The sequence below is a fragment of the Kribbella sp. NPDC020701 genome, assembly GCF_055562215.1.
Genome location: NZ_JBVHFT010000015.1, coordinates 41,687 through 65,881 on the forward strand (window position 1 = coordinate 41,687; position 24,195 = coordinate 65,881).

The following is a 24,195-nucleotide window of genomic DNA, read 5'->3' on the forward strand; positions in this document are numbered from 1 at the left end:
CCTGGCTTCGTGTCTTTCCTGACTCAACCCCCTGATCGGGAGGTCTTGTCATGCCCAAATCTACCCGCTCGAAGTCGTCGTGGCGATCACGCCGTGGCGGACGCTCAAGCCGTGTCCTGCCCGGAGCCGTCGAAACCATCACCCGGCCGAACCAGACCTGGCCGGTCATCCTCCTGCTCACCGTGTGGCGCTGGCGCTGGGAACTGGCCTGCCTGACAGGACTCATCTACGTCTGGCACTGGCACCTCACCTCGATCCGGACCTTCTTCACCGACACCCTGCCCACCTGGGTCGCCGTCGTGTTCCTGATCGGGACCCTCTACTGGCTCGTCGCCGACACCCCGGTACGCCGGTTCCTGCATAACCGGATGTGGTGCGTCATCACCCGCCACCGGGTCAGGGCCTGCCTGATCGAAACCAGGATGCTCAACTACTCCGGCAACCTGCCGTTCATCGTGGGCTGCTTCGCCACCAAGACCGGACAGGTCGTCTGGCTGTGGATGCGCCCCGGCCTCTCAGTCGAGAAGCTCGAGAACCAAGCCGAAACCCTCGCCTCGGCCTGCTGGGCACGCAAAGCCACCATCGCCCGGCACAAGCGCAACGCCGCCCTCGTGCGGATCGACATCGACCGCCGCGACCCGCTGTCGAACAAGACCATCGACTCGCCACTGCTCGAAGACACCAGCGGCATGCCCGAAGCGGCAGTCGCCGACGACGCTGTCCTCGCGTTCCTCACGCCGGACAACGCCCCGCAGGACTCCAACCAACCGCCGGCCAGAACCGGCAGTGGTGAGACCCGAACCAGAACCTCGAAGACCAAGACCACCGCCTCCGTGGACGACAGCCACGCGGTGATCCTGGGCGCCAACGGAGAAGACGTGTCCGACTATGTCTAGCTTCAAACCGAAACAGGTGTTCCCCCGGCGCACGCCGGGGGCCACCCCTGCGCCGAAGGGCGCACTATCCATCTACGACCCCATCTACCTCGGTGTCGACACACGAGGCAAACCCGTCTACGTCACCTTGATGTACCGCAACATCCTCATCGGCGGCGAACCCGGCTCCGGGAAGTCCGTTGCGCTCGGCAACATCGTCTCCCACGCCGCGCTCTGCGTCGACGTTGATCTCGTGCTGATCGACGGCAAGATCGTCGAATTCCTGCCCTACGCGCCCGTCGCTAAAGACTTCGTCGGCAACGACATGAACAAGGCGTTGCGTGTACTGCGCAAACTCCAAGCCGACCTAGATCAGCGCTATCTGCACCTGGCCCGCACAGGACGCAAGAAGATCCGCCCCGATGACGGCTTCCGGGCCAAGCTCGTGGTCATCGATGAGCTGGCCTACTTCACCGTCACCGTCGGCACCAAGGAACAGCAAGAAGAGTTCCGGACCCTCGTCCGAGACATCGTCGCTCGTGGTCGTGCCGCGGGCATCATCGTGGTCGTTGCCACCCAGCGGCCCTCGGCAGACATCGTCCCGACCTCACTGCGAGACCTATTCGGCTACCGGCTCGCGTTCCGCTGCGCCACCGACTCCAGCAGCGACATCATCCTCGGCACCGGCTGGGCCTCCCAAGGCCACACCGCCGTGGACATCGAACCCGAAGCCCTGGGTGTCGGACTGCTCCGCGCCGAAGGCGGCTTCCCGCGCCGCATGAAAGGCGCATTTCTCAACGACCACCACGTCAACCAGATCGTCCGTCGCGCTGCTCACCTCAGGAGGGCCGCATGATCACCATCGGCGTCGAGTCCGACCTCGGCACGGGCTACGCAGCACTGCTCGACTTCCGCGCCAACAAGTACGCCTACGTCCACGACTGCGGCTTCATCGTCTACAGCCGAACCACCCCTAGCGGCTGCCTTGAGTGCCGCAGCAATCGCCGCCAGGCCATGTCCAACTATGGCGCCTGGCACCAGCTGTTCATCCGTCACGAGGAGGGGTCATGACCTACTACGACGCCTCCGGCGGCGAACGCGAAGACCGCATCATCGTCGGCTACGACTTCACCGATCACTCAGTGGCCGGCCTCAACCTCGTCTGCAACGGCGAAACCCCACAGGTCGTCATTGACCTCGGCGGGACACCGATCGAGGTCGAGCTCGTCACCGGCTCCGTGACCGCGATCAGCCACCTGATTGACGCCCTCTACGAAGCCCGTGCCCTCCTCGAGGAACACCAAGTCCAGCACGCGACCGACAACGCCGCCTGGACCCAGGACGCGCTCTACCTCCCCGACAACTGGACGGAGGACCAGCCATGAGCCACACGACAGTTGCGGCGAAACCCGCGACCACGACCAAGCTCACCGGCTTGACCAACCACAACACCACGGCGCTGTCCGGCATCACCGGCTGGACCGTGTCGAAAACCACCGCCGTCTACAACGGCGCACCCACTACAGCACTGAACTCGGTCCAGACCCACATGGACCAGGTCCGGGCCACCGAGGGCGGCAGAGCCACCGGTTACGCCTCACTCATTGCTGTGCGCAACAAACTCAAGGAACTCAGCACCGGCGGCAGCCACCCCGCTGTCACGGTCACCATCAAGCGGGCCACCAAGAAGCCCGCCAACAAGACGACTCGCAACGGGTCGCCCAAGGCTCGGCTGACACGTAAGCGTCAAACCGAATACACCACCGCCGAGCTCGTCCTGGCCCTTGAAACCTCGTGGGCCGCGATCCGCGCCAACCACCAAGAAGTGCCGGCCGTCGTGATCATCGTCGGCTCCGGCACCGCCACCAAACACGCCAAGTACGGGCACTTCGCACCGGTGCGGTGGCAACACGGCGAACAGCGCCTGGCCGAGGTTCTCATTTCCGGCGAAGGACTCAAACGCCCCGCCGAAGAGGTCTTCACCACCCTCTTGCACGAGGCAGCACACGCTCTGGCTGATGTCCGCGAGATCAAGGACACCAGCCGTCAAGGCCGGTGGCACAACCAGAAGTTCGCCGAACTCGCCTCCGAGCTCGGACTCGACGCCACCAAAGACCCACGCATCGGCTGGTCGCTGTGCACCCTCCGCACGGAGACCGCGACCACCTACAAGGGTGTCATCGGCGAATTGAAGAAGGCACTGATCGCCTACCGCCATCCCGAGGCCATCGGGACCGGCAAGGAGAAGACCTCCAACAACGCGGTCGCCTGCGCATGCCAGTGCCCACGCCGCATCCGCGTCGCCAAAGCAGTCCTCGCCGAGGGCGAGATCACCTGCGGCGTCTGCGAGTCCACCTTCGAACCTGACGAATAGATCCCGGTTCGTTGCTGGCTCCCGTCTCCGGAATCCACGAGGTCTCGGAGACGAGGGCGAACACCGAACACCCAACCACTCCCGGAGGGACACCAGACATGACCACTGTCGACATCAACGCCTACGCCAACATCACCGCCCACCGCGCCACCGCCGACCACCAGTTCCTCTGCGACTGGGTCGCCTCCGACCACCTCGACGGTCACGACTGGTGCCCCACCGTCCTCGAACCCGGCGACGACTACGCCCTCGTCGTCCAGATCAACCCCGCCAGCAACCCCGAGCCCTACCGAGTCATCGGCCGCTACTGCATCGGCTGCGGCTACCAGATGTTCGGACTCCCCGAACTCGAACCCGCCCCCATCCCCGTCCTTTGACACCTAGGCGTCAACGACACCAATCCCGGGTCGTTGCCCGCCACCACCGGAAGGAACCACCCATGAGCACCACCAGTGACACCAGTGCGGCCAGGCCCATCACCTCCACCTACACCAGCGCGCTCCTGCCCGCCGCCACCCTTACCGCTGTCATCGACGCGCTCCGCACCGCGTACCTCCACGGTCACCCCGATGTGAACACCCCGGCTGACGCCTGGTCCGACGACGGCCTCTGGTCTCCGGGAGGCGTCTGGTCGCGCCTCACCGACCCGGCCTGCATCGCCAGGCGGGACGTCTTCCACAGCTGCCTGCGCTTCGCCTACAACACCCTCGCCGTCCGCATCGAGGAGGAGGCCGGCATGACGGCACTCGTCGCCGCGATCCACCGGGACTGCGAAGCCACCGGTCAACTGATCGACCTTCCGCGCCTCGGCCTTGTGCAGACCAGCTACGCCACCCGCCACGGCTACACCGCCGCACCCCGACTCCTGTAGCCAGCACCAACCGGACACCGACCCGCCACACCATCACGACGCATCGATCGAGAGGAGGCCGCTCGTGACTCACACCAACCCAGACACCGCCACCGACGTCCCGAGCGGCCTCCAGGAGCCGCTCCTGGTCATCGAGACCCGTCGACCCGCCATCGATCCCGGCAAGCGTCACAACCCCGCCTCCGGCGTCGAGGAAGCCATCGCCCGCGCCGCGTCGACCGCTGACTACAGCGGCTGGCTTGACCACACCGCCTCCGCAGGTGGCTGCGCCCAGCCCATCCGTCTCCGTGGGGAGTCGTACGTCGTGTCCGAGCGCACCGGGCGGATCATCTCTACCCGGCACACCGATGTGATGCCCGACGGTGTGATCTACAAGGCTTGCGGTAACCGCCGCGCTGCCGTCTGCCCTTCCTGTGCGGAGACCTACCGCGGTGACACCTACCAACTCGTTCTGGCCGGCCTCCAAGGCGGCAAAGGCATCCCCACCACCGTCGCCCAGCATCCATCGGCGTTCGTCACCTTCACCGCTCCCACCTTCGGCCCGGTCCACGGCACCCGCGCCATCCGAGGCCGCGCCGGCCAACTGAGGAACCGGCCCTGCCGACCCCGCCGCAACCCCGAGCACTGCCCCCATGGCATCGACCTGCGCTGTCACCAGACCCACCGCGACGGCGAGAAGATCCTCGGCACCCCGCTGTGCCTGGACTGCTACGACCACGACCACCAGGTCGTCTGGAACGCCCTGTCCGGCGAACTGTGGCGGCGCACGATGGACCGCGCCAAAGACATCCTCCGCACCGAAGCCAAGAAACACGCTGCGACGGTGAAGCTGTCCTACGGCAAGGTCGCCGAAATGCAGGCCAGGGGAGTCGCCCACTTCCACGCGCTGATGCGCCTCGACGGGGTTGACCCGCTCGACCCGACCCTCATCGAACCACCGGTCTGCGCCGCGACCTTCGCCCTGCTTGCCGAGGCCGTCCGCCGCGCCGCCACCAGCACCCGCTTCCGGTCCCTGCCGCACCCGGACAACGCCGAGGGCTGGCTGATCGAGTGGGAGACCCAGCTCGACGTACGTCCTGTCCGGCAGGCCGTTGATGGTGCGATCACCGAGACCGCCGTTGCCGGGTATCTCGCCAAGTACGCCACCAAGGGCGCTGAGGCCACCGGGCATTCGTCGGCACGGCTCACCAAAGCTACGGTTCGGCGCTACGCCAGCGAGCACACCCATGCCGGCCGATTGGTCGACGCCTGCTGGCGGGTCGGGCGCCCCGGCTCCGACCTCGACGAGCAAGAGGCAGTCAAGAACTCCGGACGGCTCTCGTATCGCCGGTTGCAGCGCTGGGCGCACATGCTCGGCTTCGGCGGCCACTTCTCCACCAAGTCACGCCAGTACTCCACCACCCTTAAAGAACTCCGCGAAGCCCGCGCCAACTGGCGCCGCGACCACCACCGCACCGCCGACCACACCGACGACGTCGAAACCACCCTCATCGTCGGCAACTTCACCTACGCAGGCACCGGCTGGCGAACCATCGGCGACGCACTCCTCGCCAACACCGCCGCCGCCAAAGCCCGAGAACACCGACGCCTCGTCAAGGAACTACTTGCCGAGAACAACGACGAGTGACACGTAACTGTCAACGAAAGGAGGTTTCAGACATGGCTGAGGTTCAGATCTTCATGACCGTTGAGGAGGCCGCTGCTGCGCTGCGCATCGGTCGGACTCGAATGTTCGACTTGATCGCCAAGGGCGAGGTCAACTCGGTACTGATCGGGCGCTCCCGACGCGTGTCAGTCGACGCGTTGCGTGAGTACGCCAAGAAGCTCGAATCAGCTGCGGCATAGAGGAGGTGAGTTCAGATGGCACGTAATGCCAACGGTCGGTCCTCGATCTACGAGGATGCTGATGGTGTCTGGCATGGCTGGGTAACCGTCGGCGTCAAGGCGAACGGCCAACCGGATCGACGCCACCGGCGTGGCAAAACGAAGACGGAGGTAACCGACAAGGTCAAGGAGCTCGAGCAGCACCGTGCGGACGGAGTCGTGTCCGTTGCCGGGAAGATTCCAACGGTCGCGCAGTGGATACGAACGTGGTTGTCTGACATCGCCCCGCGGACAGCAAGTGAATCAACGATCGAGTCTGTCTACCGTCCGCGCCTGGAGAACTGGGTCATTCCTCGCATTGGCCGGCATCAGCTCGACAAGCTGCGGGCCGAGCACCTCGATGCTCTCTACCTCGAAGTCGCCGACGCGGGACTGGCGACCAAGTCAGTGCTGATGGTCCATCAACAGATCAGTCGGTGCCTCAAGATGGCTGTGCGTCGAAGGATCATCGGAGTCAACGTGGCAACCCTGATCGATGCGCCGAAACATCGCGACACCGAGATCGAAGCCCTTGCGCAAGAGGAGGCAAAGGCGATCCTGCGAGAGTCGGCAAAGAGGCGCAATGGCGCCCGTTGGTCTGTAGCGTTCGCGCTCGGTCATCGGCAGTCCGAGGCTCTCGGAATGCGGTGGAGCTATCTCGATCTTGAGAAGCGTCGTGTTCAGGTGTGGCAGTTGAAGCGTCAGAGGTTCTCGCACGGCTGTTCAGATCCGAGGGAGTGCGCGACGACCCGTCATCGTGCGACCTGTGCTCCCGCATGTGTGAATCACGCTCGGTACTGCCCGGAGCGTAAGGGCGGTGAGTGGGTGTTCCGACCACCGAAGGGTGGGAAGACCAGGTGGAGCGTCATCCCCGAGCCGCTGATCCCGCAACTGAAGGCTCAGAAGGCCGCTCAGTCGGCAGAACGGCTCGCCGCAGGGGATCAGTGGGAAGACTGGGATCTCGTCTTCGCTGGCCCGACTGGCAGGCCTATCAACCCGCGACGGGACTGGGCTGAGTTCAAGGCCATGCTCAAATCGGCCGGCCTTCGGGATGCGCGACCGCACGATGCGCGGCACACGGCTGCCACGTTGCTCCTTGAGCAGGGTGTTGACATTCGGGTGGTGCAAGAGATTCTCGGACACTCGTCCTTGGCGGTGACCAAGCGCTACACGCATGTGACGAGCAAGCTTGCCGAGGATGCTGCGGCCAAGATGGGGAAGGCGCTGTGGGCGTGATCGCAGCGACAACTGCAACCGCCGGTGCAACCATTGCTGGCTTGTTTCCAGCCTGGCTAATATTCCATGCGCGGCATCTGCGCAGGTCAGAGCCAGGTGCCCGGGACGGGATTCGAACCCGTATGCCTGTTAGGGCCGCGAGGTTTAAGCTCGCTGCGTCTGCCGTTCCGCCACCCGGGCTGTACGGCGAGGACTGAGACTACAACTTACTTGTAGACCTTGCGGGGGTAGACGGCGTGGGCGCCGGCGACGCGGTCGAGGAAGAGCTTGCCGTTGCAGTGGTCGATCTCGTGCTGGAGGGCGCGGGCTTCGAAGGCGTCGGTGGTGATCGTGATCTCGTCCGTCGTACCGGGGAGGACGCCGGTGACGGTCAGCCGGGTGGCGCGTTTGACGTCGCCGGTGAAGTCGGGGACGGACATGCAGCCCTCGCGGCCCTTCTCCTGGCGGGATGCTTCGACCACGACGGCGTTGCAGAGGACGAAAACGCCGTGGCAGGTGCGGGTCTTGGGGTGATCGGTGACGTCGAGCGAGAACATCTGCGCAGCTACTCCGACCTGCGGCGCCGCCAGCCCGACGCAGCCGGGCGACACCCGCATGGTTGCGACCAGGTCGGCCGCGAGCTGGATCATCGCCGGGTCGAGCGGATCCACGGTCGCGCCCTCGGTCGCGAGGACGGGGTGCGGCGCGTGGAGAACCTCCAGAACCTCGCCGGAAACACCTAGCTGCGAAGGGCTCCAGCCGGTCAGGACGGTCACAGGTCGTCGCTCTCGGCCGGGCGCAACGTGACGCCGACGCCGAGCTCCTCGGCGGTGATCTCCAGCGCCCGGTAGAGCATCGACAGGACAGCGGACGGCGGCAGCTCAACCTCCGCGGTCAGGACGTACAGCTCCCCGCTGAGCCGCGTCGTCAGGTCCGTGATCGTCCCACCGGCCGACGCGATCATCCGGGTCACCGCCGCCACGATCCCCGGCCGGTCCGCCCCGTGCACGCTCAGCATGTACGGCGGTCCGATCGGCGCGTGCTCGTGTTCGGGGCCAACTTGCCGCACCGTGATGACCAGCTCGCCGCGCAGCGGCTCCAGCGCCGACTTCACCTCGTCGAACGGCCCGGAGCAGACGATCATCATCGCGAAATGACCGCGCAGCAGCGTCATGGTCGAGTCCTCGAGGTTGACTCCGGTCCCGGCCAGGGCCTCGGTGACGTCCGCGATGATGCCCGGGCGGTCGGGTCCGATGACGGTGACAGCGAGCTGACTCATGCCCGGCAACCTACCGTTGACCTAAGTAGCTCAAGAAAACGACTTCGGTATCCGGACAGCCCCAAAGGCTCCGGAGAGCGCTTACGCACCGCTAGATTCGGAGCATGACCGGGTCCACGCACCGCCGCCGCAGTACGCGCGACTGGATCGTGGACAGCATCACCTTCGTCCTGGCTGTCCTGCTCGGCCTGTACACGTACAGCGAAGGCGAGCGCGACCCCGTCAACCAGACACTGCTCGCGCTGGACCTCCTGTCGGGGATGGCGCTCTGCCTCACGCTCTGGTTCCGCCGGCGCTGGCCGGTCCAGCTGGCCCTCGTCGCGGCCGTGGTCTCGATCTACTCCGAGGCGGCCAGCGGCGCGACGCTGCTGCTGATCATGACGGTGGCGATCCACAAGCCATGGCGTACGTCGCTGCTGATCTTCGTCGCGAACTCCGTCAGCCTGGTCATGTACTTCCAGGTCCGGCAGAAGGAGGACCAGCAGGCGCTCGCGGTCGCCGCCGTGGCGATCTACATCGCGGTGGCCGGCTGGGGCTTCTACATCCGCTCGCGCCGGCAACTCCTGCAGACGCTGCGCGATCGCGCCGAGCGGGCCGAGACCGTCGCCAAGCTCGAGGCCAAGCAGGCCCAAATGCGGGCCCGCGAGGAGATCGCTCGCGAGATGCACGACGTACTCGGGCATCGCCTGTCGCTGCTGAGCGTGCACGCGGGCGCGCTGGCGTATCGCCCGGACGCGTCCACCGAGGAGGTTTCCGGGGCCGCCGAGATCATCCGGGCCAGCGCGCACCAGGCCCTGCAGGACCTTCGCGAGGTGATCGGCGTACTGCGGGCTCCGGTGGGTGAACTCCCGCAGCCGACGTTCGCCGACCTGCCGCAGCTGGTCGAGGGGTCCCGCACCGCAGGGTTCCCCGTCGATCTCACGCTGGATGCCCCCGGCCCACTGCCGGACCACGTCGGGCGTACGGCGTACCGGATCGTGCAGGAAGGTCTCACCAACGCGATGAAGCACGCGCCGGGCGAGCATGTGAGCATCAGCGTGACCGGTGCCCCAGGCAACGGCCTGGAAGTCGAGGTGCGCAACCTGGCGCCGAACCGCAGACGAGGAGACGGTCAGGGTTTGAAGGGATTGGCCGAGCGCGCGGCCCTGGTCGAGGGACGGGTGGAACACGGTCGCACCCCCGACGGCGAGTTCCGCCTCTTCGCCTGGTTACCGTGGCCCGCATGACCATTCGGGTACTGATCGTCGACGATGATCCGCTGTTGCGTGCCGGGCTGAAGATGATGCTCGCGGGCGCGCCGGACATCCGGGTGGTCGGCGAAGCCGGTGACGGTAGCGGCGTACCAGGACTGATCGACCGGCTCGCTCCGGACGTCATCCTGATGGACATCCGGATGCCCGGCACCGACGGGCTGACCGCGACGGAGGCGGTACGGCTGCGCCCGGGCGCGCCCGAGGTCGTCATCCTGACCACGTTCGACGCCGACGAGCATGTCCTGCGCGCGCTCCGCGCCGGGGCTGCCGGGTTCGTCCTCAAGGACACCCCGCCGGCCGAGATCGTCGAGTCGGTACGCCGGGTAGCCGGCGGACAGCCCGTACTCTCGCCGGCCGTCACCAAACGCCTGATCACCCGCGTCGCCGCCTCCGGCCACGACGACCGCAAGGCCAAGGCGCGCGCCCGGCTCGACGGCCTGAACGCGCGTGAGCGTGAGATCGCCGTTGCGGTCGGCGAGGGGAAGTCGAACGCGGAGATCAGCGCGACGCTCTACCTCAGCGTCCCGACCGTGAAGACGCACGTCTCCCGGATCCTGACCAAACTCGACCTGAACAACCGCGTGCAAATCGCTTTGCTCGTCCACGATGCCGGTCTCTTGCACTAGACAGCCTGTTGCACTAGACACCTCAGCATCACCGCACGGCAACCGACGTACCGATCATGCCGGGCGCCGGGACCGTCGACTCCTCGCCGACCGCCGACACGACGGACGCGAAGTACGCAAGCAACTTCAGCCACGCGGACGAGACGGCCAAGCCCGGCCGCTACACCGTGACGCTGGCCAACGGCGTGAAGACCGACCTGGCCGTCAGCACCCGCGCGGGCGTCGGCGAGTTCACCTTCCCGGCCGACCGGGCCGCGAACCTGCTGTTCCGTACGTCGAACTCCCTCAACGGCAGCGAGGACGCGGAGATCTCCATCGGCGCCGCCGGCCGAAAGGTCACCGGCTCCGTGCTGACCGGCGCGTTCTGCGGCCGTCGCGCGAACGGCGGCGTGAACAACCGGAAGTCGTACTACCGCCTCTACTTCACCGCGTCCTTCGACCAGCCGATCGTTGCCAACGGCACCTGGAAGATCTGGGCACGCTGTCCGCGTGGTACGTGTTCGCCGCGATCGGGCTGTTCCCGCAGACTCCTGGTCGCGCTGAACTGCTGGTCGGGAGCCCGCTGTTCCCGAAGGTGGAGCTGCGGCGGAGCAACGGCATACGGCTGACTGTGGAGGCGCCGGCGACGTCGGATGCGAACCAGTACGTGCAGTCGCTGACGTTCAACGGGCGCACGCGAGCTGAGTCTTGGTTGCCGGAGTCATTCGTGACGCGCGGCGGGCGGATCGTCGTACAGCTGGGAGCGGCACGCAGCGAATGGGGTGCCGCTCCCGCCGATCATCAGGACTGCGTCGCGCGGCGGAACTCGTCGTTCGGGGTCTGCAGGCTGCCCAGGCTGGTGACCTCGCGCCGGAAGAACAGCGCCAGCGTCCAGTCGAGGATGACCCGTGCCTTGCGGTTGGTGGTGGGGACGCGGGACACGTGGTAGGTCCGGTGCAGGAACCAGGCCAGCCAGCCCTTCACCTTCACGCCGTACAGCTGCGCGACGCCCTTGTGCAGGCCGAGGCTCGCGACCGAGCCGACGTACTTGTGCTTGTAGTCCTGCGGGGGCTGCCCGTCGACCACCCGGAGGATGTTCGCGGCGAGCTGGTGCGCCTGGCGGACCGCGTGCTGGGCGTTCGGAGCGCAGTACGCGCCGGTCTCGCTCGTGAGGTCGGGGACGGCGGCGTTGTCACCGGCGGTCCAGGCGTCGGCGACACCCTCGATCCGCAGATTCGCCAGCGTCTTGACGCGGCCCTTCTCGTCCAGCGGGAAGTCGGTCGCGGCGAGCGCCGGGTTCGCCTTCACACCGGCGGTCCAGACGATCGTGTCGGCGTCGAACTCGTCGCCGTCGCTGAGGATCACGCGACCCTTCTCGCAGGACTCGAGCCGGGTCTCCAGCTTGATGTCCATGTTGCGCTTGCGCAGCTGGTCCACGGTGTACTTGCCGAGGTCCGGGCCGACCTCGGGCAGGATCCGGTCAGTGGCTTCGACCAGCACCCAGCGCATGTCCTCGGGCTTGATGTTGTCGTAGTACCTGGTGGCGTAACGGGCCATGTCCTCGAGCTCCGCGAACGCCTCGACACCGGCGTACCCACCGCCGATGAAGACGAAGGTCAGCGCGGACTTGCGCAGCGCGGGGTCGGGCTGCGACGACGCGACGTCGAGGCGGTCCAGCACCTTGTTGCGCAGCGCGATGGCCTCTTCGACGTTCTTGAACCCGGTGGCCTCCTCGGCCAGGCCGGGGATCGGCAGCGTACGGGCGATCGAGCCGAGCGCGACCACGATCTGGTCGTAGGCCAACTCGTACTCCGGACCCTCCTCGGGCATCACCTTGGCGACCTTGTGCGCGTGATCGATCCCGGTCACCCGGCCGGTCACCACCCGGCAGCCCTTGAGGGTCTTACGCAGTGGTACCACCACGTGCCGCGGCTCCACCGAGCCGGCCGCAGCCTCGGGCAGGAATGGCTGGTAGGTCATCACCGAACGCGGGTCGACCACAGTCACCCGGATCCGGCCCTTGCGAGCCGCGCGGCGCAGGCCGTACGCGGTGTACATCCCGACGTAACCGCCTCCGACGACGAGGATGTGCGGCACCTGGGCTGTCATGCGGTTCACTCTCCCTGAGTGGTTCTCCGACTTCATGTTCGCTTCAACGCTAAGGGCTCGTGAAACATTTCACAAACCCTCCCGCGAGTGATCTCACCCACCGAACGCTCCCCCACTCGAGGGATCACCATCCCCTCATGGTGCGGCCCGAAGCACCCGGTCGCCAGCACTCACAACCACCGTCACAGAACCGCAAGCCCACCACTGCGCCGACCTGCTGACAGATCTCCACGGGGTTTCGCGCAGCGGATCCGGGTTTGGCTCGGGTGAGCGTCCCGGGCACTCGGTCCGGTCGGTTCAGGCCCCTTCGTTGTCGAGTGCGGCGGTCACGGCGGCGTCCACAGTGCGGTAGATGCGGGTCAGAGTGTCTTCTGCGCCTGCCTGGCCAAGCAGGTCGCGAACCTGGCCGATGTCGCGGGCGATCAGCAGGGCTATCCCGTTGCGGGACAGGTCGCGGGACAGGTCCAGGAGCATCTGGGTTGCGGTGATGTCGATCGACGGCGTCGTCTCGGCGTCGAGGACCACGACCCGGGCTGATTCGGTGCGCGCGAGGTCCCGGATTCGTTGCCGGACGTGGTCCGCGTTGGCGAAGAACAGGCCACTTTCCACCCGTGCGACCAAGACCCCCGGTTCGGACCGCGCGTCTGGATAGCGGGCCCGGTCCACCCACGGCTCGGAGCTGCCCGGTACGCGGCCGAGCACTGCGACGTTGGGACGGGACGCGCGGTAGACCAGCAGCAGGACGGAGGCTGCGATGCCGAGGAACAGGCCTGGCAGGGTGTCGAACACCAGTACGCCGGTCAGCGCGACCACTGCCGCGAGGAAGTCGGCGCGCGCGGCCGGACCGTAGATCGACCCCAGCCGCGTGGCTGACCGGCGATGATGATCAACGCCAGGCCGATGATGAATCCCTTCAGCACCGGCTCGGAGATGAAACCGGCCAGGAAGCCGAGGCGCAACAACCCGGCAAGCACCGCCACCACGCCGGTCACCACCGCCAGCGCCGCGGTCAGCTTGGCGTAGTCCGCGCTGCCCTGCGCGGCCAGCGCAACCACGGTCGCCGCGGACAGTGCCGCGGTCGCCGACATCGGCCCGACGACCAGGTGCCGCGAGCTGCCGAAGACTGCGTACAAGATCAGCGCCGGTGGCGCTGCGTAGAGTCCGACGACCGGGGAAACCCCGGCGATCGCGGCGTAGGCGAGCGCCTCGGGCACCAGGACAGCCCACACCGTCACGCCGGCGATCAGATCGGCACGCAGCCATCCCACGCGGTAGCCACGCAGCGACGAGAACACCGAGGCCATCCGCACGACCCAAGCGTGACCGACACCGACAGCGACGCACTCATCCTGCTGGGGTGAAGCCCGAGATTGCCCCGACGGTAAGACTCGGGGCCATGACGACCCCACGTGACGCCAGCGCCGCCGTTCGCGAGCAGCACCGTGCCGCCCTGGCGACCTTGCCGATGTCTGATACCGCTGACTTCGATGCGACCTCTCGGGGTCTGCTGGCTGAGCTCAGCCCGGGTGTCGTGCGGGCCGCAAGTGGCGAGGTGCTGTGGGACAACGACTCGTACGCATTTCTGCGGGGAGACGCCCCGGACGCGGTGCACCCGAGCCTGTGGCGGCAGTCGCAACTGGTCGCGCGGCAAGGACTCTTCGAGGTGGTCGAGGGCATCTACCAGGTCCGCGGCCTCGACCTGTCGAACATCACGTTCGTCGAGGGCGACACCGGTCTGGTGGTCATCGATCCGCTGATCTCGTCCGAGACGGCGGCCGCCGCGCTCGCTCTGTACCGAGAGCATCGCGGCGACCGGCCCGTCCACGCTGTCATCTATACCCACTCTCACGTCGACCACTTCGGTGGCGTGAAGGGTGTGGTCTCACAAGACGACGTGACCGCCGGTCGGGTGCGGATCCTCGCGCCGGAGGGGTTCACCGAGCACGCCATCTCCGAGAACGTCTACGCCGGTACGGCGATGGCCCGGCGGGCCGGCTACATGTACGGCGCAGTGCTGGCGCGCGGGCCCCGCGGGCAAGTCGGCGCAGGACTCGGCCAGACCACCTCGACCGGAACGATCACGCTGATCGCGCCTACCGATTTCATCTCTGCCACCGGCCACCAGGAGACCCTCGACGGGATCCGGATGGTGTTCCAGATGGCGCCCGACACTGAAGCGCCCGCAGAGATGCTGATCTACTTCCCCGACCACAAGGCTCTGTGCGCCGCGGAGGATGCCACCCACACCTTGCACAACCTGCTCACCCTGCGAGGGGCGGTTGTCCGCGACCCGCACGGCTGGGCCGGCTATCTCACCGAGACCATCGACCTGTTCGGTGCGGACCTCGAAGTCGTCTTCGCCTCTCATCACTGGCCCACCTGGGGCAACGAGCAGGCGGTCGGCTATCTCACCCTCCAGCGCGACCTGTACGCCTACCTGCACGACCAGACCATGCGGATGCTGAACAAGGGGCTGACCGGCGCGGAGATCGCAGAGCAGATCCAGCTCCCGCCCGCCCTGGAGAACGCCTGGCACGCCCGGGGCTACTACGGTTCGGTGAGCCACAACGTGAAGGCGATCTATCAGCGCTACATCGGCTGGTTCAACGGCAATCCCGCCGAGCTGTGGCCACACCCACCCGTCGAAGCCGCAACCCGGTACGTCGAGTTCATGGGCGGAGCCGACGCCGTCGTGGCCAAGGCCCAGTCGTACTTTGACAAGGGCGACTTCCGCTGGGTCGCGGAGGTCGTCAATCACGTGGTCTTCGCGCAGCCGGACCATGCCGCCGCCCGCGCCCTGCTCGCCGACACCTACGAGCAGCTCGGCTACGGCAGCGAGAACGGCACCTGGCGCAACTTCTATCTCTCCGGTGCCACCGAGCTGCGCGAGGGCTCCTTCGGGACGCCGACCCAGACCGCCTCAACCGACATGGTCGCCCAGCTCAGCCCGACGATGCTCTTCGACGCCCTCGCGATCCAGATCGATGGACCTCGCGCATGGGACGAGACGTTTGCCATCGACATCAGCTTCGACGATATCGACGAACGCTACCGACTCCGCCTGTCCAACGGCGCTCTCGTCTACAGCTCAGCGCCGCAGCGCGGAGAGGCCGACGTGACCCTGAGCCTGCCACGCGCCTCGTTGCCGGTCCTCGCCCAGCAGACGACCGATCCCGGCCGGCTGGATGCTGCCGGCATCAAGCTCACCGGCGACGCCGAGATCCTCGCCCGGCTGTTCGGGCTTCTCGACCCCGGAGACCCGAACTTCAGCATCGTCACGCCCGACTAGTTCGGACCGCGCCTCAACCAAGGCCGGCGATCGACTTCGCGCGGGTGAGGACGGCGTCGAGCATTGGCTCGGTCAGTTTGCCGGTGAAGGTGTTTTGCTGGCTGGGGTGGAAGCAGCCTAGGACCGTGACTTTGCCGTGTGGGGTTTCGATGGGGTGTTCTACGGCGTGGCCGAATTTAGGGCGAGGGCGGGGGACGTCGGCGCCTGCTGCGGCCAGGCCGGCGAGGAGGGCGTCGTAGCCGAATTTGCCTAGGCAGATGATGGCTTGGGTGGTGGGGAGGACCAGGTTCAGTTCGGCGCGGAACCAGGGGGCACAGGTGTCACGTTCGGTGGGGGTGGGTTTGTTGGCGGGTGGGGCGCAACGGACGGCGGCGATCATGCGGGTCGCGATGAGGTGGAGGCCGTCGCCGGCGTGTTCGCTGGTGGGCTGGTTGGCGAGGCCGACGCGATGCAGGGCGGCGAACAGCCAGTCGCCGGAGCGGTCGCCGGTGAAGACGCGGCCGGTCCGGTTGCCGCCGTTGGCCGCGGGCGCGAGGCCGGCGATCAGGATCCGCGGCTCGGCTGCGCCCCAGCCGGGGATCGGCCGGCCCCAGTACGGCTGGTCGGCGAAGGACTTTCGTTTGCCTACGGCAACGTCTTCTCGCCACTCCACCAACCGCGGACAGGCCCGGCACACCGAAACCCGAGCCTCCAGCTCTCGCAGTTGCCCGGTCTCCGACAGCCGCACAACCTCAGGTGCGTCGTGCGCCACCGGAGTTCGTCGTACGGCGGGATCCTCCGGCCAGCCGGTCCCGGGCGGCACGGGGCTCTCGAACAACTCCCCCGTCAGCGGATGTGGAAGCTTCATCCGTTCAGACTAGAGACATGAGCGTCATCGGAGTGGTCGCGTCGGCAACCGGCGGTGTCGAGCAGTTGCGTGTGGGGCTGATCGAACCGCTTCTCGAGCGCGGGCACCAGCCCGCCATCTCCCTCACGCCGACGGCGGCCGCATGGATGGCGCCGGCTGAGCGGTGGGAGCTCGAACGGATCACCGGGTTGCCGGTGCGGTCGCAGCCCCGGCGACCCGGGGAGGCTCGGCCGCACCCGCCGATCGACCTGTTCGTGGCGGCGCCGGCCAGTGCGAACACGGTGGCCAAGCTTGCGCTCGGCATCGGAGACAACCAGGCGTTGAGTGTGCTCTCGGAGGGCCTTGGGAGTACGCCGATGGTCGTGTTCCCGCGCGTGAACGCGGCCCACGCGAGGCATCCCGCGTGGGCCGGTCATCTGGAGACGCTGCGCGCGGCAGGCGTCGTACTCGTGGAGTGGGAGCTGCTCGAACCGCCGACACAGAACGGGCGGGAGTTGCCGTGGGACAGGGTTCTCGCAGCGGTCGAAGGGTTAGGCGACCAGCTCCTCTGAGGGCTGCGCAACCGGCACCACAACACGTCGCGCCTTGGGGATGGCGAGGGCGAGGAGGACGGCGGCTGCGGCGAAGGCGGAGAGGAGAAGGAAAGTGTCGGTGAAGCCGGACTCGGCGGGGAGGCCGCTGGGCTGGATGTGGCCGGTGATGATCGAGCTGGCGAGCGCCGTACCGATCGAGCCGCCGATGGTGCGGATGTTGGCGTTCATGCCGGTGGCGGCGCCAGTCTGCTCGCGCGGGACGTTCTGAACGATCAGGCTGGTCATCGAGGCGTAGGCGAGCCCCAGACCGACGCCGAACAGCGCGGTCGACAGGGCGACCTGCCACGGCTCGTCATGGAACTCGGCGAAGGCGAGCGAGGCGACCAGGCTCAGTGCGGAACCCCAGACCACCTGGGACTTCACGCTGAAACGCGGAGCCAACGGACCGCTCAGCGAACCGGTGACGGCCATCGTGACCAGCATCGGCAGCATCAAGAGACCGGCCTGCGTGACACTCGAGCCGAACCCGAAGCCCGCGATCTTCGGGATCTGCATGAACTGCGGTACGAACGCGTACACCGCGAACATCGCCGCACCGAAGAGCAGTGCCACCAGGTTGGTGGTCCAGATCGCCGGCAGCCGCATCATGCGCATGTCGATGAGCGGGTTCCGCGAGCGCAGTTCGACGGTGATCCAGGCAACCAGCAGTACGACGGCAAGCGCGAACAATCCGATTGTCGACAATGAAGCCCAGCCCCACGACCGTCCCGCACTGAGCGGGAGCAGCAGCGCGACCAGCCAGCCAGACAGCAATGTGGCTGCGAGCCAGTCGATCCGTCCGGGCACCCGGTTGGGCGATTCAGGGACGTAGCGGCGAACCATGACCGCGGCGAGCGCGATCACGATCATCGGGATCCAGAACAGCCAGCGCCAGCCGAGCGACGACACGATCGGGCCGGCCAGCACGATGCCGAGCCCGCCACCCGCGGCGATGATCGCGGACACCACGCCGACCATCGACGGCACCCGCTCAGCCGGGAACTCGTCGCGGATGATGCCGAACGACAGCGGGAACACCGCTCCGCCGACACCTTGGACCACACGGGCTCCGATCAGTACACCGACGTTCGGGGCCAGCGCGGCGAGCAGACAGCCGACCGCGAGGGCGATCAGCCCGAGGAGCAGCGTGCGTTCCTTGCCGTACATATCGCCGATCCGGCCGAGCAGTGGGGTCGCCACCGAGACCGACAGGAGCAGCGCGGTGAACACCCAGGTGACGGTGCTCGCGGTCGTGTGCAGGTCGTGCTGAATGACGGGCAGCGCCGGGCTCACCAGCGACTGCAACATCGAGAACGACGCCACGACCGTCGCCAGCACCGCCAGCGTCAGCCGTGGGTTTCCAGACCTGATTTCAGGCATGCAGAAGTCCTTCGAAAGGGGTGGAGCGCGCCACGCTCGGCGGCGCGAGAATTCCCCGGCCTGGTAAAGTCGAGGTATGCCTCCACTATAACGGAGGGGTGCCTCCGGTTTCAACTGACTAGGGTGATCGAGTGGTGAGTGAACAGAGCAGGCCGGCCCTGCAGGTCGACGTACGGCGCCCGGCGCGGGCCGACGCGCGCCGGAACTTCGACGCGCTGCTGGCCGCGGCTCGGGACGCGTTCGCCAACAAGGGGGCCGATGCGTCCCTGGAGGACATCGCCCGGCAGGCGGGTGTCGGCATCGGCACGCTGTACCGGAACTTCCCGACCCGGCAGGACCTGTTCAACGCCGTGTACTTCGGTGAGATCGAGGAGCTTTGTCTCGCGGCCGAGGACGTCGCCGACCTGCCGCCGTGGGAAGCCCTCACCACCTGGCTGCGTCGCTTCGTCCAGTACGCCGCGACGAAGCGGGCGATCTGGGAGTCGCTGAACCGCGATTCGGACCGGTTCAAGACGGCCCGGGAGGCGATGTACGCCGCCGGCACACCGCTGTTCGAACGCGCCCAGGCCGCGGGCGAGGCGCGTACGGACGTCAGCTTCGACGACCTGCTCCGGATGGTCAGCGGCCTGACCGCAGCCGGCTTCGTCGACGACGACCAGCGGGTGCGCGTACTGGAGATCGCCCTCGACGGAGTCCGCGCCCGCTGATCATCACGGTGCGGGCGGCGCGCGTTCTTCCTTTTGACTTGAGCGTACAGCGAACGGCCCTTGGCGGCCGTGGGTTATCCACAGGCGCCCTGATCAGCCGAGCGAGAGGGCGACGCCGTCCAGGATGTCGTGTTCGGAGACGATGACGTCGTTGACGGTCATGCGGTCGAACAGGCGTTGCAGGATGAGGGCGCCGGCGCCGATCACGTCTACGCGGCCGGGGTGAATCGACGGTACGGCGGAACGCTCGGCGCGGGTGGAGTTCGTCAGCCAGGAGGTGGCGGCGCGGAGGTCGGCCTGGGTGAGGCGGGCGTGGTGGACGGCGTCGCGGTCGTACTCCGGCAGTCGTAAGGCGACCGCTGCGACGGTGGTGACCGTGCCGGCGACGCCGATCAGGGCGCGGGCCTCGCGGATGGGGACAGTCGAGCTGTCCAGCAGCGCGTCCACGTCCTTGGTGATGGCAGCGAGTTCGCCGGGGGTCGTGGGGTCGGAGGTGACGTGTCGCTCGGTCATCCGGACTGAGCCCATGTCGAGGGACTGGGCCGCGATGACCCCGTTGGCGTCGCCGAGGACGAGCTCGGTGGAGCCGCCGCCGATGTCGGCGACGAGGTACGGCCCGGGTACGTGGAGGGCGGCGAGTCCGGCGGTTGCGCCGGCGAAGGTGAGCTCGGCTTCCTCGGCACCCGAGATGATCTCCGGCTCCACGCCGAACCGGAGAGCGATCCCGGTGAAGAACTCGCCCCGGTTGCTCACGTCCCGAGCCGCGGAGGTGGCGACGAACCGGGTCCGGGAGACCCCGGCCGCACGGATCGCTGCGGCGAAGTCGTCGGAGGCCTTGAACACTCGCTCCAGCGCCGATGGTGCGAAGGCGCCCGTCGCATCCACGCCCTGGCCGAGCCGCACGATGGTCATCCGGCGATCGACTTCATCCAACGAGCCGTCCACCAGATCGGCGATCAACAGCCGGATCGAGTTGGTCCCACAGTCGACGGCGGCGACGCGGCTCGCGGTCCCGGCGGACGCGGCGGACGCGGCGGACGCGGCGGCGTCAGACACACGGGCCTCGGCGGCCCCAGTCGTCCAGGGCTTCCAGGGCCTCGTCGCCGAGCGGATTGACGCCTGGACCGACGGCCAGGGAGTGGCCGACCAGGACGTGGAGGCATTTCACGCGGGTGGGCATGCCGCCGGCGGTGATGCCGGCGATCTCCTCGACGTGCTCGATCGACTCGCGGTGGGCCAGATACGAGTCATGCGCCGCCTGATACCGCGCAGCCAGCTCGGGATCGGTGGTGAGGCGGTCGGTCATTTCCTTCATCATGCCCTCGGCCTCGAGGGTGCCGATCGCGGACGCCAGGCGCGGGCAGGTCACGTAGTACGTGGTGGGGAACGGCGTACCGTCCAGCAGGCGCGGCTCGGTCTCGACGACGTCGGGCAGGCCGCAGGTGCAGCGGTGCGCGACGGACCGGATGCCGCGCGGGGTGCGGCCCAGCTGTTTGCCGACCGCTTCTTCGTCCGCAGGACTAACGCTCACCGGGTCACTTTAGGCGACGGCGTGAGGATCGGCTTCGGGGTGGGCATGGCCGGGGTCGGCGCCACAGCCGGGGCCGGCGGCTTACCCGCTCCCTCGACGCTCCCCCACAGCTTGGTGTACCAGGTCGGCTTCTGGGCTTCCGTCGTACCGTCCGGCGGCGCACTGGGCTCCGGCGGTGCGCCCACCGGTTTGCCGTCCGCGCCGATCACGCGGTAGCCGACCTCGCCGGGCATCACCCAGCCGAGCCGCTGCCGCGCCTGCGCCTTCACGAACGCGTCGTCGTTCCAGCGGGCGATCTCGTCGTTCAGCTCCCCGACGCGCTTCTCCCGGTCCCGGATCTCCTGCTGCAGCGCGGTGATCTGCTGGTGCTGGTCGAACCACACCCGCAGGCTCTGCGCGTACGACACGATCAGCGCGCCGAGCACGAGTAGTACGACGGCCGCCCGGCCGGTGAGGTTACGCGAGCCCCGGGTGCGGGCCGGGCCGGGCGCGGTCCCCGTCGTACGGCGTTTGGGCTGGTCGCCCCGTCGGGCCGGTGGACGCGACTGGGTCCGGCTCGACGGACGCGAGCCGGGTCGTGCACCGGATTCCCGACGGGACGGCATGTCAACTCCTGAGGTCAGCCCTGGTACCGCGGGAAGGCCGAGCGACCGGCGTACGCCGCCGCGTCGTCGAGCTCCTCCTCGATCCGGAGCAGCTGGTTGTACTTCGCGGTGCGGTCGGACCGGGCCGGGGCGCCGGACTTGATCTGGCCGCAGTTCGTCGCGACCGCGAGGTCGGCGATCGTGGTGTCCTCGGTCTCGCCCGAGCGGTGGCTCATCATGCAGGTGAAGCCGCTGCGGTGGGCCAGGTCGACCGCGTCCAGGGTCTCGGTCAGCGAACCGATCTGGTTCACCTTGACCAGCAGGCTGTTCGCCGACTTCTCGGTGATGCCGCGCTGCAACCGCTCGACGTTGGTGACGAACAGGTCGTCACCGACGATCTGGATCTTGTCGCCGAGCTGACCGGTCAGGCTCTTCCAGCCGTCCCAGTCCTCCTCGTTCAGCGGGTCCTCGATCGAGACGATCGGGTACGACGCGACCAGGTCGGCGTAGTAGGCGATCATCTCGTCGGCCGACTTCTTGCCACCCTCGAACGCGTACACACCGTCGGTGTGGAACTCGCTGGCCGCGACATCCATCGCCAGGGCGATGTCGGTGCCGAGCTTGAGGCCGGCCTTCTCGACCGCGACCGCGATCAGGTCGAGGGCCTCGCGGTTGCTGGCCAGGTTCGGCGCGAAGCCGCCCTCGTCGCCGAGGCCGGTGGACAGGCCGCGCTCCTTCAGCACCGCCTTCAGCGCGTGGTAGACGCCGGCGCCCTGCATCAGCGCCTCGGCGTAGGTGGCCGCGCCGATCGGGGCGATCATGAACTCCTGCACGTCGACGTTGCTGTCCGCGTGCGCGCCGCCGTTGAGGATGTTCATCATCGGCACCGGCAGGACGTGCGCGTTCGGGCCGCCGACGTAACGGAACAGCGGCAGGCCGGAGCTGTCCGCGGCCGCCTTGGCGACGGCGAGGCTGACACCGAGGATGGCGTTGGCGCCGAGCTTGGCCTTGTTCGGGGTGCCGTCCAGGTCGAGCAGCGCGTGGTCGATCAGCCGCTGCTCGTGGACGTCGTACCCGACGATCTCCTTGTCGATGTCCTCCAGGATGGCGGTGATCGCCTTCTGGACACCCTTGCCGCCGTACCGGGCCTTGTCACCGTCGCGCAGTTCGACGGCCTCGAACTGACCGGTGGACGCGCCCGAGGGCACGGCCGCCCGGGCGACGGTGTCGTCGTCGAGCAGAACCTCGACCTCGACAGTGGGGTTGCCGCGCGAGTCGAGGATCTCGCGGGCGCCGACGGCCTCGATGGTGGCCACATTGACTCCCAAGTTCTCGATGACGAATCGGTCCCGAGCCTAGCCTCCAGACCACCAGCCTCAGTGGACCGCGTCGGCCCTAACGATCGCATCCGCGGGTACTTCCCGCGTCAGTAACACTCCGTTGGGCGCCCGAAAGACCTCCAGATTGCCGGAATCCACACCCAGCAAGACTTCTACGGCCGTACGCCGCCCGACCGGACTGTCCTTCGACGACGCCAAGTGCACGTGCGTACGCCGTCCTGGCCGCAAGCCTTCCCGGTGGATCGCAGGCAGAGCGGCGCGATTGGTCCCGTGCCAGAGCAGGTCCTCGGGGTACACCCGTTCCCAACTGTTCTCCAAGGCTTCACGCGTCACCGGCATCCCGTCGAGCGAATGCCCCTGACACGCGCGGATCCGCTCCCCGTTCACCTGCAACCGCTGCTTGTCGTTCTCCATCACCGCCGCGTCGAGCCGGCCCCGGGGCAGCTCGAGCAGGTTCAGTACGTCGGCGATCGCCGCCCAACCGTCCGCACTCATCGTGAGACCGCGCTCACCCGCCGTGTGCCTGAGCAGTCTGGAGATCGCCCGGCTGTCCCTGCTCACACCAACATCCCCTTCAGCTCGGCCACCCGGTCACTCCGATCCGCACGGGCGACGACGTAGTACCGGATCGGCGGCAGATCCTTGACCGGGATCCTCCGTACGGCGCCCGTCGTACGCACGGAACCGTTGACGACGGCCGGTCCGATCCCCAGACGGACGAAGTGGACCAGCAGTTCCCACCCTTCGGCCTCGACCGCGACGGACCAGCGGATGCCGTGATCCAGCAGGCTCCGCTCCAGCTGCTGTCGATGCGGCCGATCCTTCGGCGGTACGACGAGCGCCTCGTCCTGGAGGTCCTTCAGCTTCACGCTGCGCCGGTCGGCGAGCCGGTGATCGGCCCGGGTGATGAGGGTCTGCGGATACTGCGCCACCAGTTCACATTCGAGGTCGTCCGGCGGGACTGTGAGCGCGGTGACCCCGATGTCTGCCGAACCGTCGCGGACCGCGGCCAGCGTGGCGGACGCGTCGCCGGTGAGCAGCCGCAGCTCGTGACCCTTCCTGAGGATGCGCCGGATCGGTTCGCCGAGCAGATACAGATATGCACCGGACCCTGCCATCAGTACCAGCGGGCGCGGCGGCGCGGCGTCGAGGGATTCCAGGAAGTCGGCGGCGCGGTCCTTCGTCTCGTTCGCGAAGGCGGCCAGCCGTTCGCCGGCGTCGGCAGCGGTCGCTGGAGTGGTGCGGCATCACGGGTTCTTCGATCAGACCGGGATTGCCGAGGGCAACGTTCGGTTCTGTCTGCGGCGGCCGGAGAAGGCGATCCACTGCGCCGAACTCGGCATCACGCACTTCGTGGACGACAAGCCGGACGTCATCGCGGCGATCACCCCAGTAGTCCCCCACCGCTACCTCTTCAACAACTGGCTCACAACCGAAACCGCAATCCGCCAAGACCTAGCCCACACCTAACCCCGCCCCACCAACACGCTCACACCCCCGC

The 24,195-nt window shown here is 67.6% G+C and carries 29 protein-coding genes, 1 tRNA gene and 2 pseudogenes; 18 read left to right on the plus strand and 14 right to left on the minus strand.

Translation table 11 applies throughout. The annotated features are described in order from the left end of the window. Positions 1-50 precede the first annotated feature (50 nt). The 10 genes from ACZ3HV_RS31030 (at position 51) to ACZ3HV_RS31075 (ending at position 7,219) form a co-directional block, all read left to right on the plus strand. On the plus strand, positions 51-896 hold the full coding sequence (locus tag ACZ3HV_RS31030; protein WP_465689378.1) for a hypothetical protein: 846 nt from the start codon (positions 51-53) through the stop codon (positions 894-896). Beyond that, a complete protein-coding gene (locus ACZ3HV_RS31035; protein ID WP_465689380.1) occupies positions 889-1,731 on the plus strand; it encodes an FtsK/SpoIIIE domain-containing protein in 843 nt (280 codons plus the stop codon). The genes ACZ3HV_RS31030 and ACZ3HV_RS31035 overlap by 8 nt, the downstream gene beginning before the upstream one ends. After that, complete coding sequence (locus tag ACZ3HV_RS31040; RefSeq protein WP_465689381.1) at positions 1,728-1,946, plus strand: hypothetical protein; 219 nt, start codon at positions 1,728-1,730, stop codon at positions 1,944-1,946. The genes ACZ3HV_RS31035 and ACZ3HV_RS31040 overlap by 4 nt, the downstream gene beginning before the upstream one ends. Further along, complete coding sequence (locus ACZ3HV_RS31045) at positions 1,943-2,260, plus strand: hypothetical protein (RefSeq protein ID WP_465689383.1); 318 nt, start codon at positions 1,943-1,945, stop codon at positions 2,258-2,260. The genes ACZ3HV_RS31040 and ACZ3HV_RS31045 overlap by 4 nt, the downstream gene beginning before the upstream one ends. Beyond that, on the plus strand, positions 2,257-3,249 hold the full coding sequence (locus ACZ3HV_RS31050; RefSeq protein WP_465689385.1) for a hypothetical protein: 993 nt from the start codon (positions 2,257-2,259) through the stop codon (positions 3,247-3,249). The genes ACZ3HV_RS31045 and ACZ3HV_RS31050 overlap by 4 nt, the downstream gene beginning before the upstream one ends. A 98-nt stretch (positions 3,250-3,347) precedes the next feature. Continuing rightward, positions 3,348-3,626, plus strand: a complete 279-nt coding sequence (locus ACZ3HV_RS31055; protein WP_465689387.1) for a hypothetical protein — start codon at positions 3,348-3,350, stop codon at positions 3,624-3,626. 62 nt (positions 3,627-3,688) lie between these two features. After that, positions 3,689-4,120 (plus strand): hypothetical protein, encoded by a 432-nt coding sequence (locus tag ACZ3HV_RS31060; RefSeq protein WP_465689389.1) that lies wholly within the window; start codon positions 3,689-3,691, stop codon positions 4,118-4,120. A 64-nt stretch (positions 4,121-4,184) separates the two neighbouring features. Continuing rightward, positions 4,185-5,747 carry a replication initiator gene (locus ACZ3HV_RS31065; RefSeq protein ID WP_465689391.1) on the plus strand — a complete coding sequence of 521 codons (1,563 nt, stop codon included), beginning with the start codon at positions 4,185-4,187 and terminating at the stop codon, positions 5,745-5,747. Positions 5,748-5,779: 32 nt separating this feature from the next. Then, positions 5,780-5,965, plus strand: coding sequence for a helix-turn-helix domain-containing protein (locus tag ACZ3HV_RS31070; protein ID WP_465689393.1), 186 nt, complete (start codon positions 5,780-5,782; stop codon positions 5,963-5,965). 15 nt (positions 5,966-5,980) lie between these two features. Then, positions 5,981-7,219 (plus strand): tyrosine-type recombinase/integrase, encoded by a 1,239-nt coding sequence (locus tag ACZ3HV_RS31075; RefSeq protein ID WP_465689395.1) that lies wholly within the window; start codon positions 5,981-5,983, stop codon positions 7,217-7,219. A 97-nt stretch (positions 7,220-7,316) separates the two neighbouring features. Here ACZ3HV_RS31075 and ACZ3HV_RS31080 read toward each other — a convergent pair. The 3 genes from ACZ3HV_RS31080 to ACZ3HV_RS31090 all read right to left on the minus strand — a co-directional run bounded on the left by ACZ3HV_RS31080 (position 7,317) and on the right by ACZ3HV_RS31090 (position 8,477). Further along, positions 7,317-7,399 (minus strand) — tRNA-Leu (locus ACZ3HV_RS31080). 26 nt (positions 7,400-7,425) lie between these two features. Continuing rightward, positions 7,426-7,974, minus strand: coding sequence for a peptide deformylase (gene def / locus ACZ3HV_RS31085; protein ID WP_465689397.1), 549 nt, complete (start codon positions 7,972-7,974; stop codon positions 7,426-7,428). After that, positions 7,971-8,477, minus strand: coding sequence for a glycine cleavage system transcriptional repressor (locus ACZ3HV_RS31090; protein ID WP_465689399.1), 507 nt, complete (start codon positions 8,475-8,477; stop codon positions 7,971-7,973). Before ACZ3HV_RS31090 ends, def begins: the two co-directional genes overlap by 4 nt. A 104-nt stretch (positions 8,478-8,581) precedes the next feature. Between ACZ3HV_RS31090 and ACZ3HV_RS31095 the strand changes: the two genes are divergently transcribed. From ACZ3HV_RS31095 to ACZ3HV_RS31110, 4 genes and pseudogenes are all read left to right on the plus strand, one after another. Continuing rightward, complete coding sequence (locus ACZ3HV_RS31095) at positions 8,582-9,703, plus strand: sensor histidine kinase (RefSeq protein ID WP_465689401.1); 1,122 nt, start codon at positions 8,582-8,584, stop codon at positions 9,701-9,703. Further along, positions 9,700-10,356 carry a response regulator gene (locus tag ACZ3HV_RS31100; RefSeq protein ID WP_465689403.1) on the plus strand — a complete coding sequence of 219 codons (657 nt, stop codon included), beginning with the start codon at positions 9,700-9,702 and terminating at the stop codon, positions 10,354-10,356. The genes ACZ3HV_RS31095 and ACZ3HV_RS31100 overlap by 4 nt, the downstream gene beginning before the upstream one ends. A gap of 50 nt (positions 10,357-10,406) precedes the next feature. Further along, positions 10,407-10,814: pseudogene (locus tag ACZ3HV_RS31105) on the plus strand (GH92 family glycosyl hydrolase); the annotation flags it as partial. 38 nt (positions 10,815-10,852) lie between these two features. Further along, positions 10,853-11,038: pseudogene (locus ACZ3HV_RS31110) on the plus strand (glycoside hydrolase domain-containing protein); the annotation flags it as partial. Positions 11,039-11,136: 98 nt separating this feature from the next. On the opposite strand, the gene ACZ3HV_RS31115 reads toward ACZ3HV_RS31110, so the two are convergent. From ACZ3HV_RS31115 to ACZ3HV_RS31125, 3 genes are all read right to left on the minus strand, one after another. Continuing rightward, a complete protein-coding gene (locus ACZ3HV_RS31115) occupies positions 11,137-12,444 on the minus strand; it encodes an NAD(P)/FAD-dependent oxidoreductase (RefSeq protein ID WP_465689405.1) in 1,308 nt (435 codons plus the stop codon). Positions 12,445-12,741: 297 nt separating this feature from the next. Beyond that, entirely contained in the window at positions 12,742-13,257 is a 516-nt protein-coding gene (locus ACZ3HV_RS31120) for an STAS domain-containing protein (RefSeq protein WP_465689407.1), read from the minus strand. Beyond that, positions 13,245-13,748 carry a SulP family inorganic anion transporter gene (locus ACZ3HV_RS31125; RefSeq protein ID WP_465689808.1) on the minus strand — a complete coding sequence of 168 codons (504 nt, stop codon included), beginning with the start codon at positions 13,746-13,748 and terminating at the stop codon, positions 13,245-13,247. The genes ACZ3HV_RS31120 and ACZ3HV_RS31125 overlap by 13 nt, the downstream gene beginning before the upstream one ends. Positions 13,749-13,840: 92 nt before the next feature. Here ACZ3HV_RS31125 and ACZ3HV_RS31130 point away from each other — a divergent pair, with 92 nt between their 5' ends. After that, on the plus strand, positions 13,841-15,733 hold the full coding sequence (locus ACZ3HV_RS31130) for an alkyl/aryl-sulfatase (RefSeq protein ID WP_465689409.1): 1,893 nt from the start codon (positions 13,841-13,843) through the stop codon (positions 15,731-15,733). A 13-nt stretch (positions 15,734-15,746) separates the two neighbouring features. On the opposite strand, the gene ACZ3HV_RS31135 is transcribed toward ACZ3HV_RS31130, so the two are convergent. Next, positions 15,747-16,580, minus strand: a complete 834-nt coding sequence (locus tag ACZ3HV_RS31135; RefSeq protein WP_465689411.1) for a uracil-DNA glycosylase — start codon at positions 16,578-16,580, stop codon at positions 15,747-15,749. Positions 16,581-16,597: 17 nt separating this feature from the next. Here ACZ3HV_RS31135 and ACZ3HV_RS31140 point away from each other — a divergent pair, with 17 nt between their 5' ends. Continuing rightward, positions 16,598-17,131, plus strand: coding sequence for a flavoprotein (locus ACZ3HV_RS31140; protein WP_465689413.1), 534 nt, complete (start codon positions 16,598-16,600; stop codon positions 17,129-17,131). Here the strand turns inward: ACZ3HV_RS31140 and ACZ3HV_RS31145 are convergent. Next, on the minus strand, positions 17,111-18,532 hold the full coding sequence (locus ACZ3HV_RS31145; protein WP_465689415.1) for an MFS transporter: 1,422 nt from the start codon (positions 18,530-18,532) through the stop codon (positions 17,111-17,113). The genes ACZ3HV_RS31140 and ACZ3HV_RS31145 overlap by 21 nt on opposite strands. Before the next feature lie 134 nt (positions 18,533-18,666). On the opposite strand from ACZ3HV_RS31145, the gene ACZ3HV_RS31150 reads away from it, so the two are divergent. After that, complete coding sequence (locus ACZ3HV_RS31150) at positions 18,667-19,239, plus strand: TetR/AcrR family transcriptional regulator (RefSeq protein ID WP_360362385.1); 573 nt, start codon at positions 18,667-18,669, stop codon at positions 19,237-19,239. Positions 19,240-19,332: 93 nt separating this feature from the next. On the opposite strand, the gene ACZ3HV_RS31155 is transcribed toward ACZ3HV_RS31150, so the two are convergent. From ACZ3HV_RS31155 to ACZ3HV_RS31180, 6 genes are read right to left on the minus strand one after another with little or no spacing between them, the layout of a single operon-like run. Beyond that, positions 19,333-20,295, minus strand: a complete 963-nt coding sequence (locus tag ACZ3HV_RS31155) for a Ppx/GppA phosphatase family protein (protein WP_465689417.1) — start codon at positions 20,293-20,295, stop codon at positions 19,333-19,335. Then, entirely contained in the window at positions 20,288-20,770 is a 483-nt protein-coding gene (locus ACZ3HV_RS31160) for a DUF501 domain-containing protein (protein ID WP_465689419.1), read from the minus strand. Before ACZ3HV_RS31160 ends, ACZ3HV_RS31155 begins: the two co-directional genes overlap by 8 nt. Then, positions 20,767-21,375, minus strand: coding sequence for an FtsB family cell division protein (locus ACZ3HV_RS31165; protein ID WP_465689421.1), 609 nt, complete (start codon positions 21,373-21,375; stop codon positions 20,767-20,769). The genes ACZ3HV_RS31160 and ACZ3HV_RS31165 overlap by 4 nt, the downstream gene beginning before the upstream one ends. Before the next feature lie 14 nt (positions 21,376-21,389). Next, positions 21,390-22,670: a phosphopyruvate hydratase gene (gene eno / locus ACZ3HV_RS31170; RefSeq protein WP_360362373.1), complete on the minus strand. Its 1,281-nt coding sequence runs from the start codon at positions 22,668-22,670 to the stop codon at positions 21,390-21,392. 60 nt (positions 22,671-22,730) lie between these two features. Further along, positions 22,731-23,255 (minus strand): RNA 2'-phosphotransferase, encoded by a 525-nt coding sequence (locus ACZ3HV_RS31175; RefSeq protein ID WP_465689423.1) that lies wholly within the window; start codon positions 23,253-23,255, stop codon positions 22,731-22,733. Continuing rightward, complete coding sequence (locus ACZ3HV_RS31180; RefSeq protein WP_465689425.1) at positions 23,252-23,812, minus strand: LysR family transcriptional regulator substrate-binding protein; 561 nt, start codon at positions 23,810-23,812, stop codon at positions 23,252-23,254. The genes ACZ3HV_RS31175 and ACZ3HV_RS31180 overlap by 4 nt, the downstream gene beginning before the upstream one ends. Before the next feature lie 121 nt (positions 23,813-23,933). On the opposite strand from ACZ3HV_RS31180, the gene ACZ3HV_RS31185 reads away from it, so the two are divergent. Beyond that, a complete protein-coding gene (locus tag ACZ3HV_RS31185) occupies positions 23,934-24,164 on the plus strand; it encodes a hypothetical protein (protein ID WP_465689427.1) in 231 nt (76 codons plus the stop codon). Positions 24,165-24,195 lie beyond the last annotated feature (31 nt).

What these genes read in the sequence shown, in the direction of transcription:
- ACZ3HV_RS31030 (WP_465689378.1), top strand. Translation starts at nt 51, where the DNA reads ATGCCCAAATCTACCCGCTCGAAGTCGTCGTGGCGATCACGCCGTGGC.
- ACZ3HV_RS31035 (WP_465689380.1), top strand. Translation starts at nt 889, where the DNA reads ATGTCTAGCTTCAAACCGAAACAGGTGTTCCCCCGGCGCACGCCGGGG.
- ACZ3HV_RS31040 (WP_465689381.1), top strand. Translation starts at nt 1,728, where the DNA reads ATGATCACCATCGGCGTCGAGTCCGACCTCGGCACGGGCTACGCAGCA.
- ACZ3HV_RS31045 (WP_465689383.1), top strand. Translation starts at nt 1,943, where the DNA reads ATGACCTACTACGACGCCTCCGGCGGCGAACGCGAAGACCGCATCATC.
- ACZ3HV_RS31050 (WP_465689385.1), top strand. Translation starts at nt 2,257, where the DNA reads ATGAGCCACACGACAGTTGCGGCGAAACCCGCGACCACGACCAAGCTC.
- ACZ3HV_RS31055 (WP_465689387.1), top strand. Translation starts at nt 3,348, where the DNA reads ATGACCACTGTCGACATCAACGCCTACGCCAACATCACCGCCCACCGC.
- ACZ3HV_RS31060 (WP_465689389.1), top strand. Translation starts at nt 3,689, where the DNA reads ATGAGCACCACCAGTGACACCAGTGCGGCCAGGCCCATCACCTCCACC.
- ACZ3HV_RS31070 (WP_465689393.1), top strand. Translation starts at nt 5,780, where the DNA reads ATGGCTGAGGTTCAGATCTTCATGACCGTTGAGGAGGCCGCTGCTGCG.
- ACZ3HV_RS31075 (WP_465689395.1), top strand. Translation starts at nt 5,981, where the DNA reads ATGGCACGTAATGCCAACGGTCGGTCCTCGATCTACGAGGATGCTGAT.
- ACZ3HV_RS31090 (WP_465689399.1), bottom strand. Translation starts at nt 8,477, where the DNA reads ATGAGTCAGCTCGCTGTCACCGTCATCGGACCCGACCGCCCGGGCATC.
- ACZ3HV_RS31095 (WP_465689401.1), top strand. Translation starts at nt 8,582, where the DNA reads ATGACCGGGTCCACGCACCGCCGCCGCAGTACGCGCGACTGGATCGTG.
- ACZ3HV_RS31100 (WP_465689403.1), top strand. Translation starts at nt 9,700, where the DNA reads ATGACCATTCGGGTACTGATCGTCGACGATGATCCGCTGTTGCGTGCC.
- ACZ3HV_RS31115 (WP_465689405.1), bottom strand. Translation starts at nt 12,444, where the DNA reads ATGACAGCCCAGGTGCCGCACATCCTCGTCGTCGGAGGCGGTTACGTC.
- ACZ3HV_RS31125 (WP_465689808.1), bottom strand. Translation starts at nt 13,748, where the DNA reads ATGGCCTCGGTGTTCTCGTCGCTGCGTGGCTACCGCGTGGGATGGCTG.
- ACZ3HV_RS31130 (WP_465689409.1), top strand. Translation starts at nt 13,841, where the DNA reads ATGACGACCCCACGTGACGCCAGCGCCGCCGTTCGCGAGCAGCACCGT.
- ACZ3HV_RS31135 (WP_465689411.1), bottom strand. Translation starts at nt 16,580, where the DNA reads ATGAAGCTTCCACATCCGCTGACGGGGGAGTTGTTCGAGAGCCCCGTG.
- ACZ3HV_RS31140 (WP_465689413.1), top strand. Translation starts at nt 16,598, where the DNA reads ATGAGCGTCATCGGAGTGGTCGCGTCGGCAACCGGCGGTGTCGAGCAG.
- ACZ3HV_RS31145 (WP_465689415.1), bottom strand. Translation starts at nt 18,532, where the DNA reads ATGCCTGAAATCAGGTCTGGAAACCCACGGCTGACGCTGGCGGTGCTG.
- ACZ3HV_RS31165 (WP_465689421.1), bottom strand. Translation starts at nt 21,375, where the DNA reads ATGCCGTCCCGTCGGGAATCCGGTGCACGACCCGGCTCGCGTCCGTCG.
- ACZ3HV_RS31180 (WP_465689425.1), bottom strand. Translation starts at nt 23,812, where the DNA reads ATGGCAGGGTCCGGTGCATATCTGTATCTGCTCGGCGAACCGATCCGG.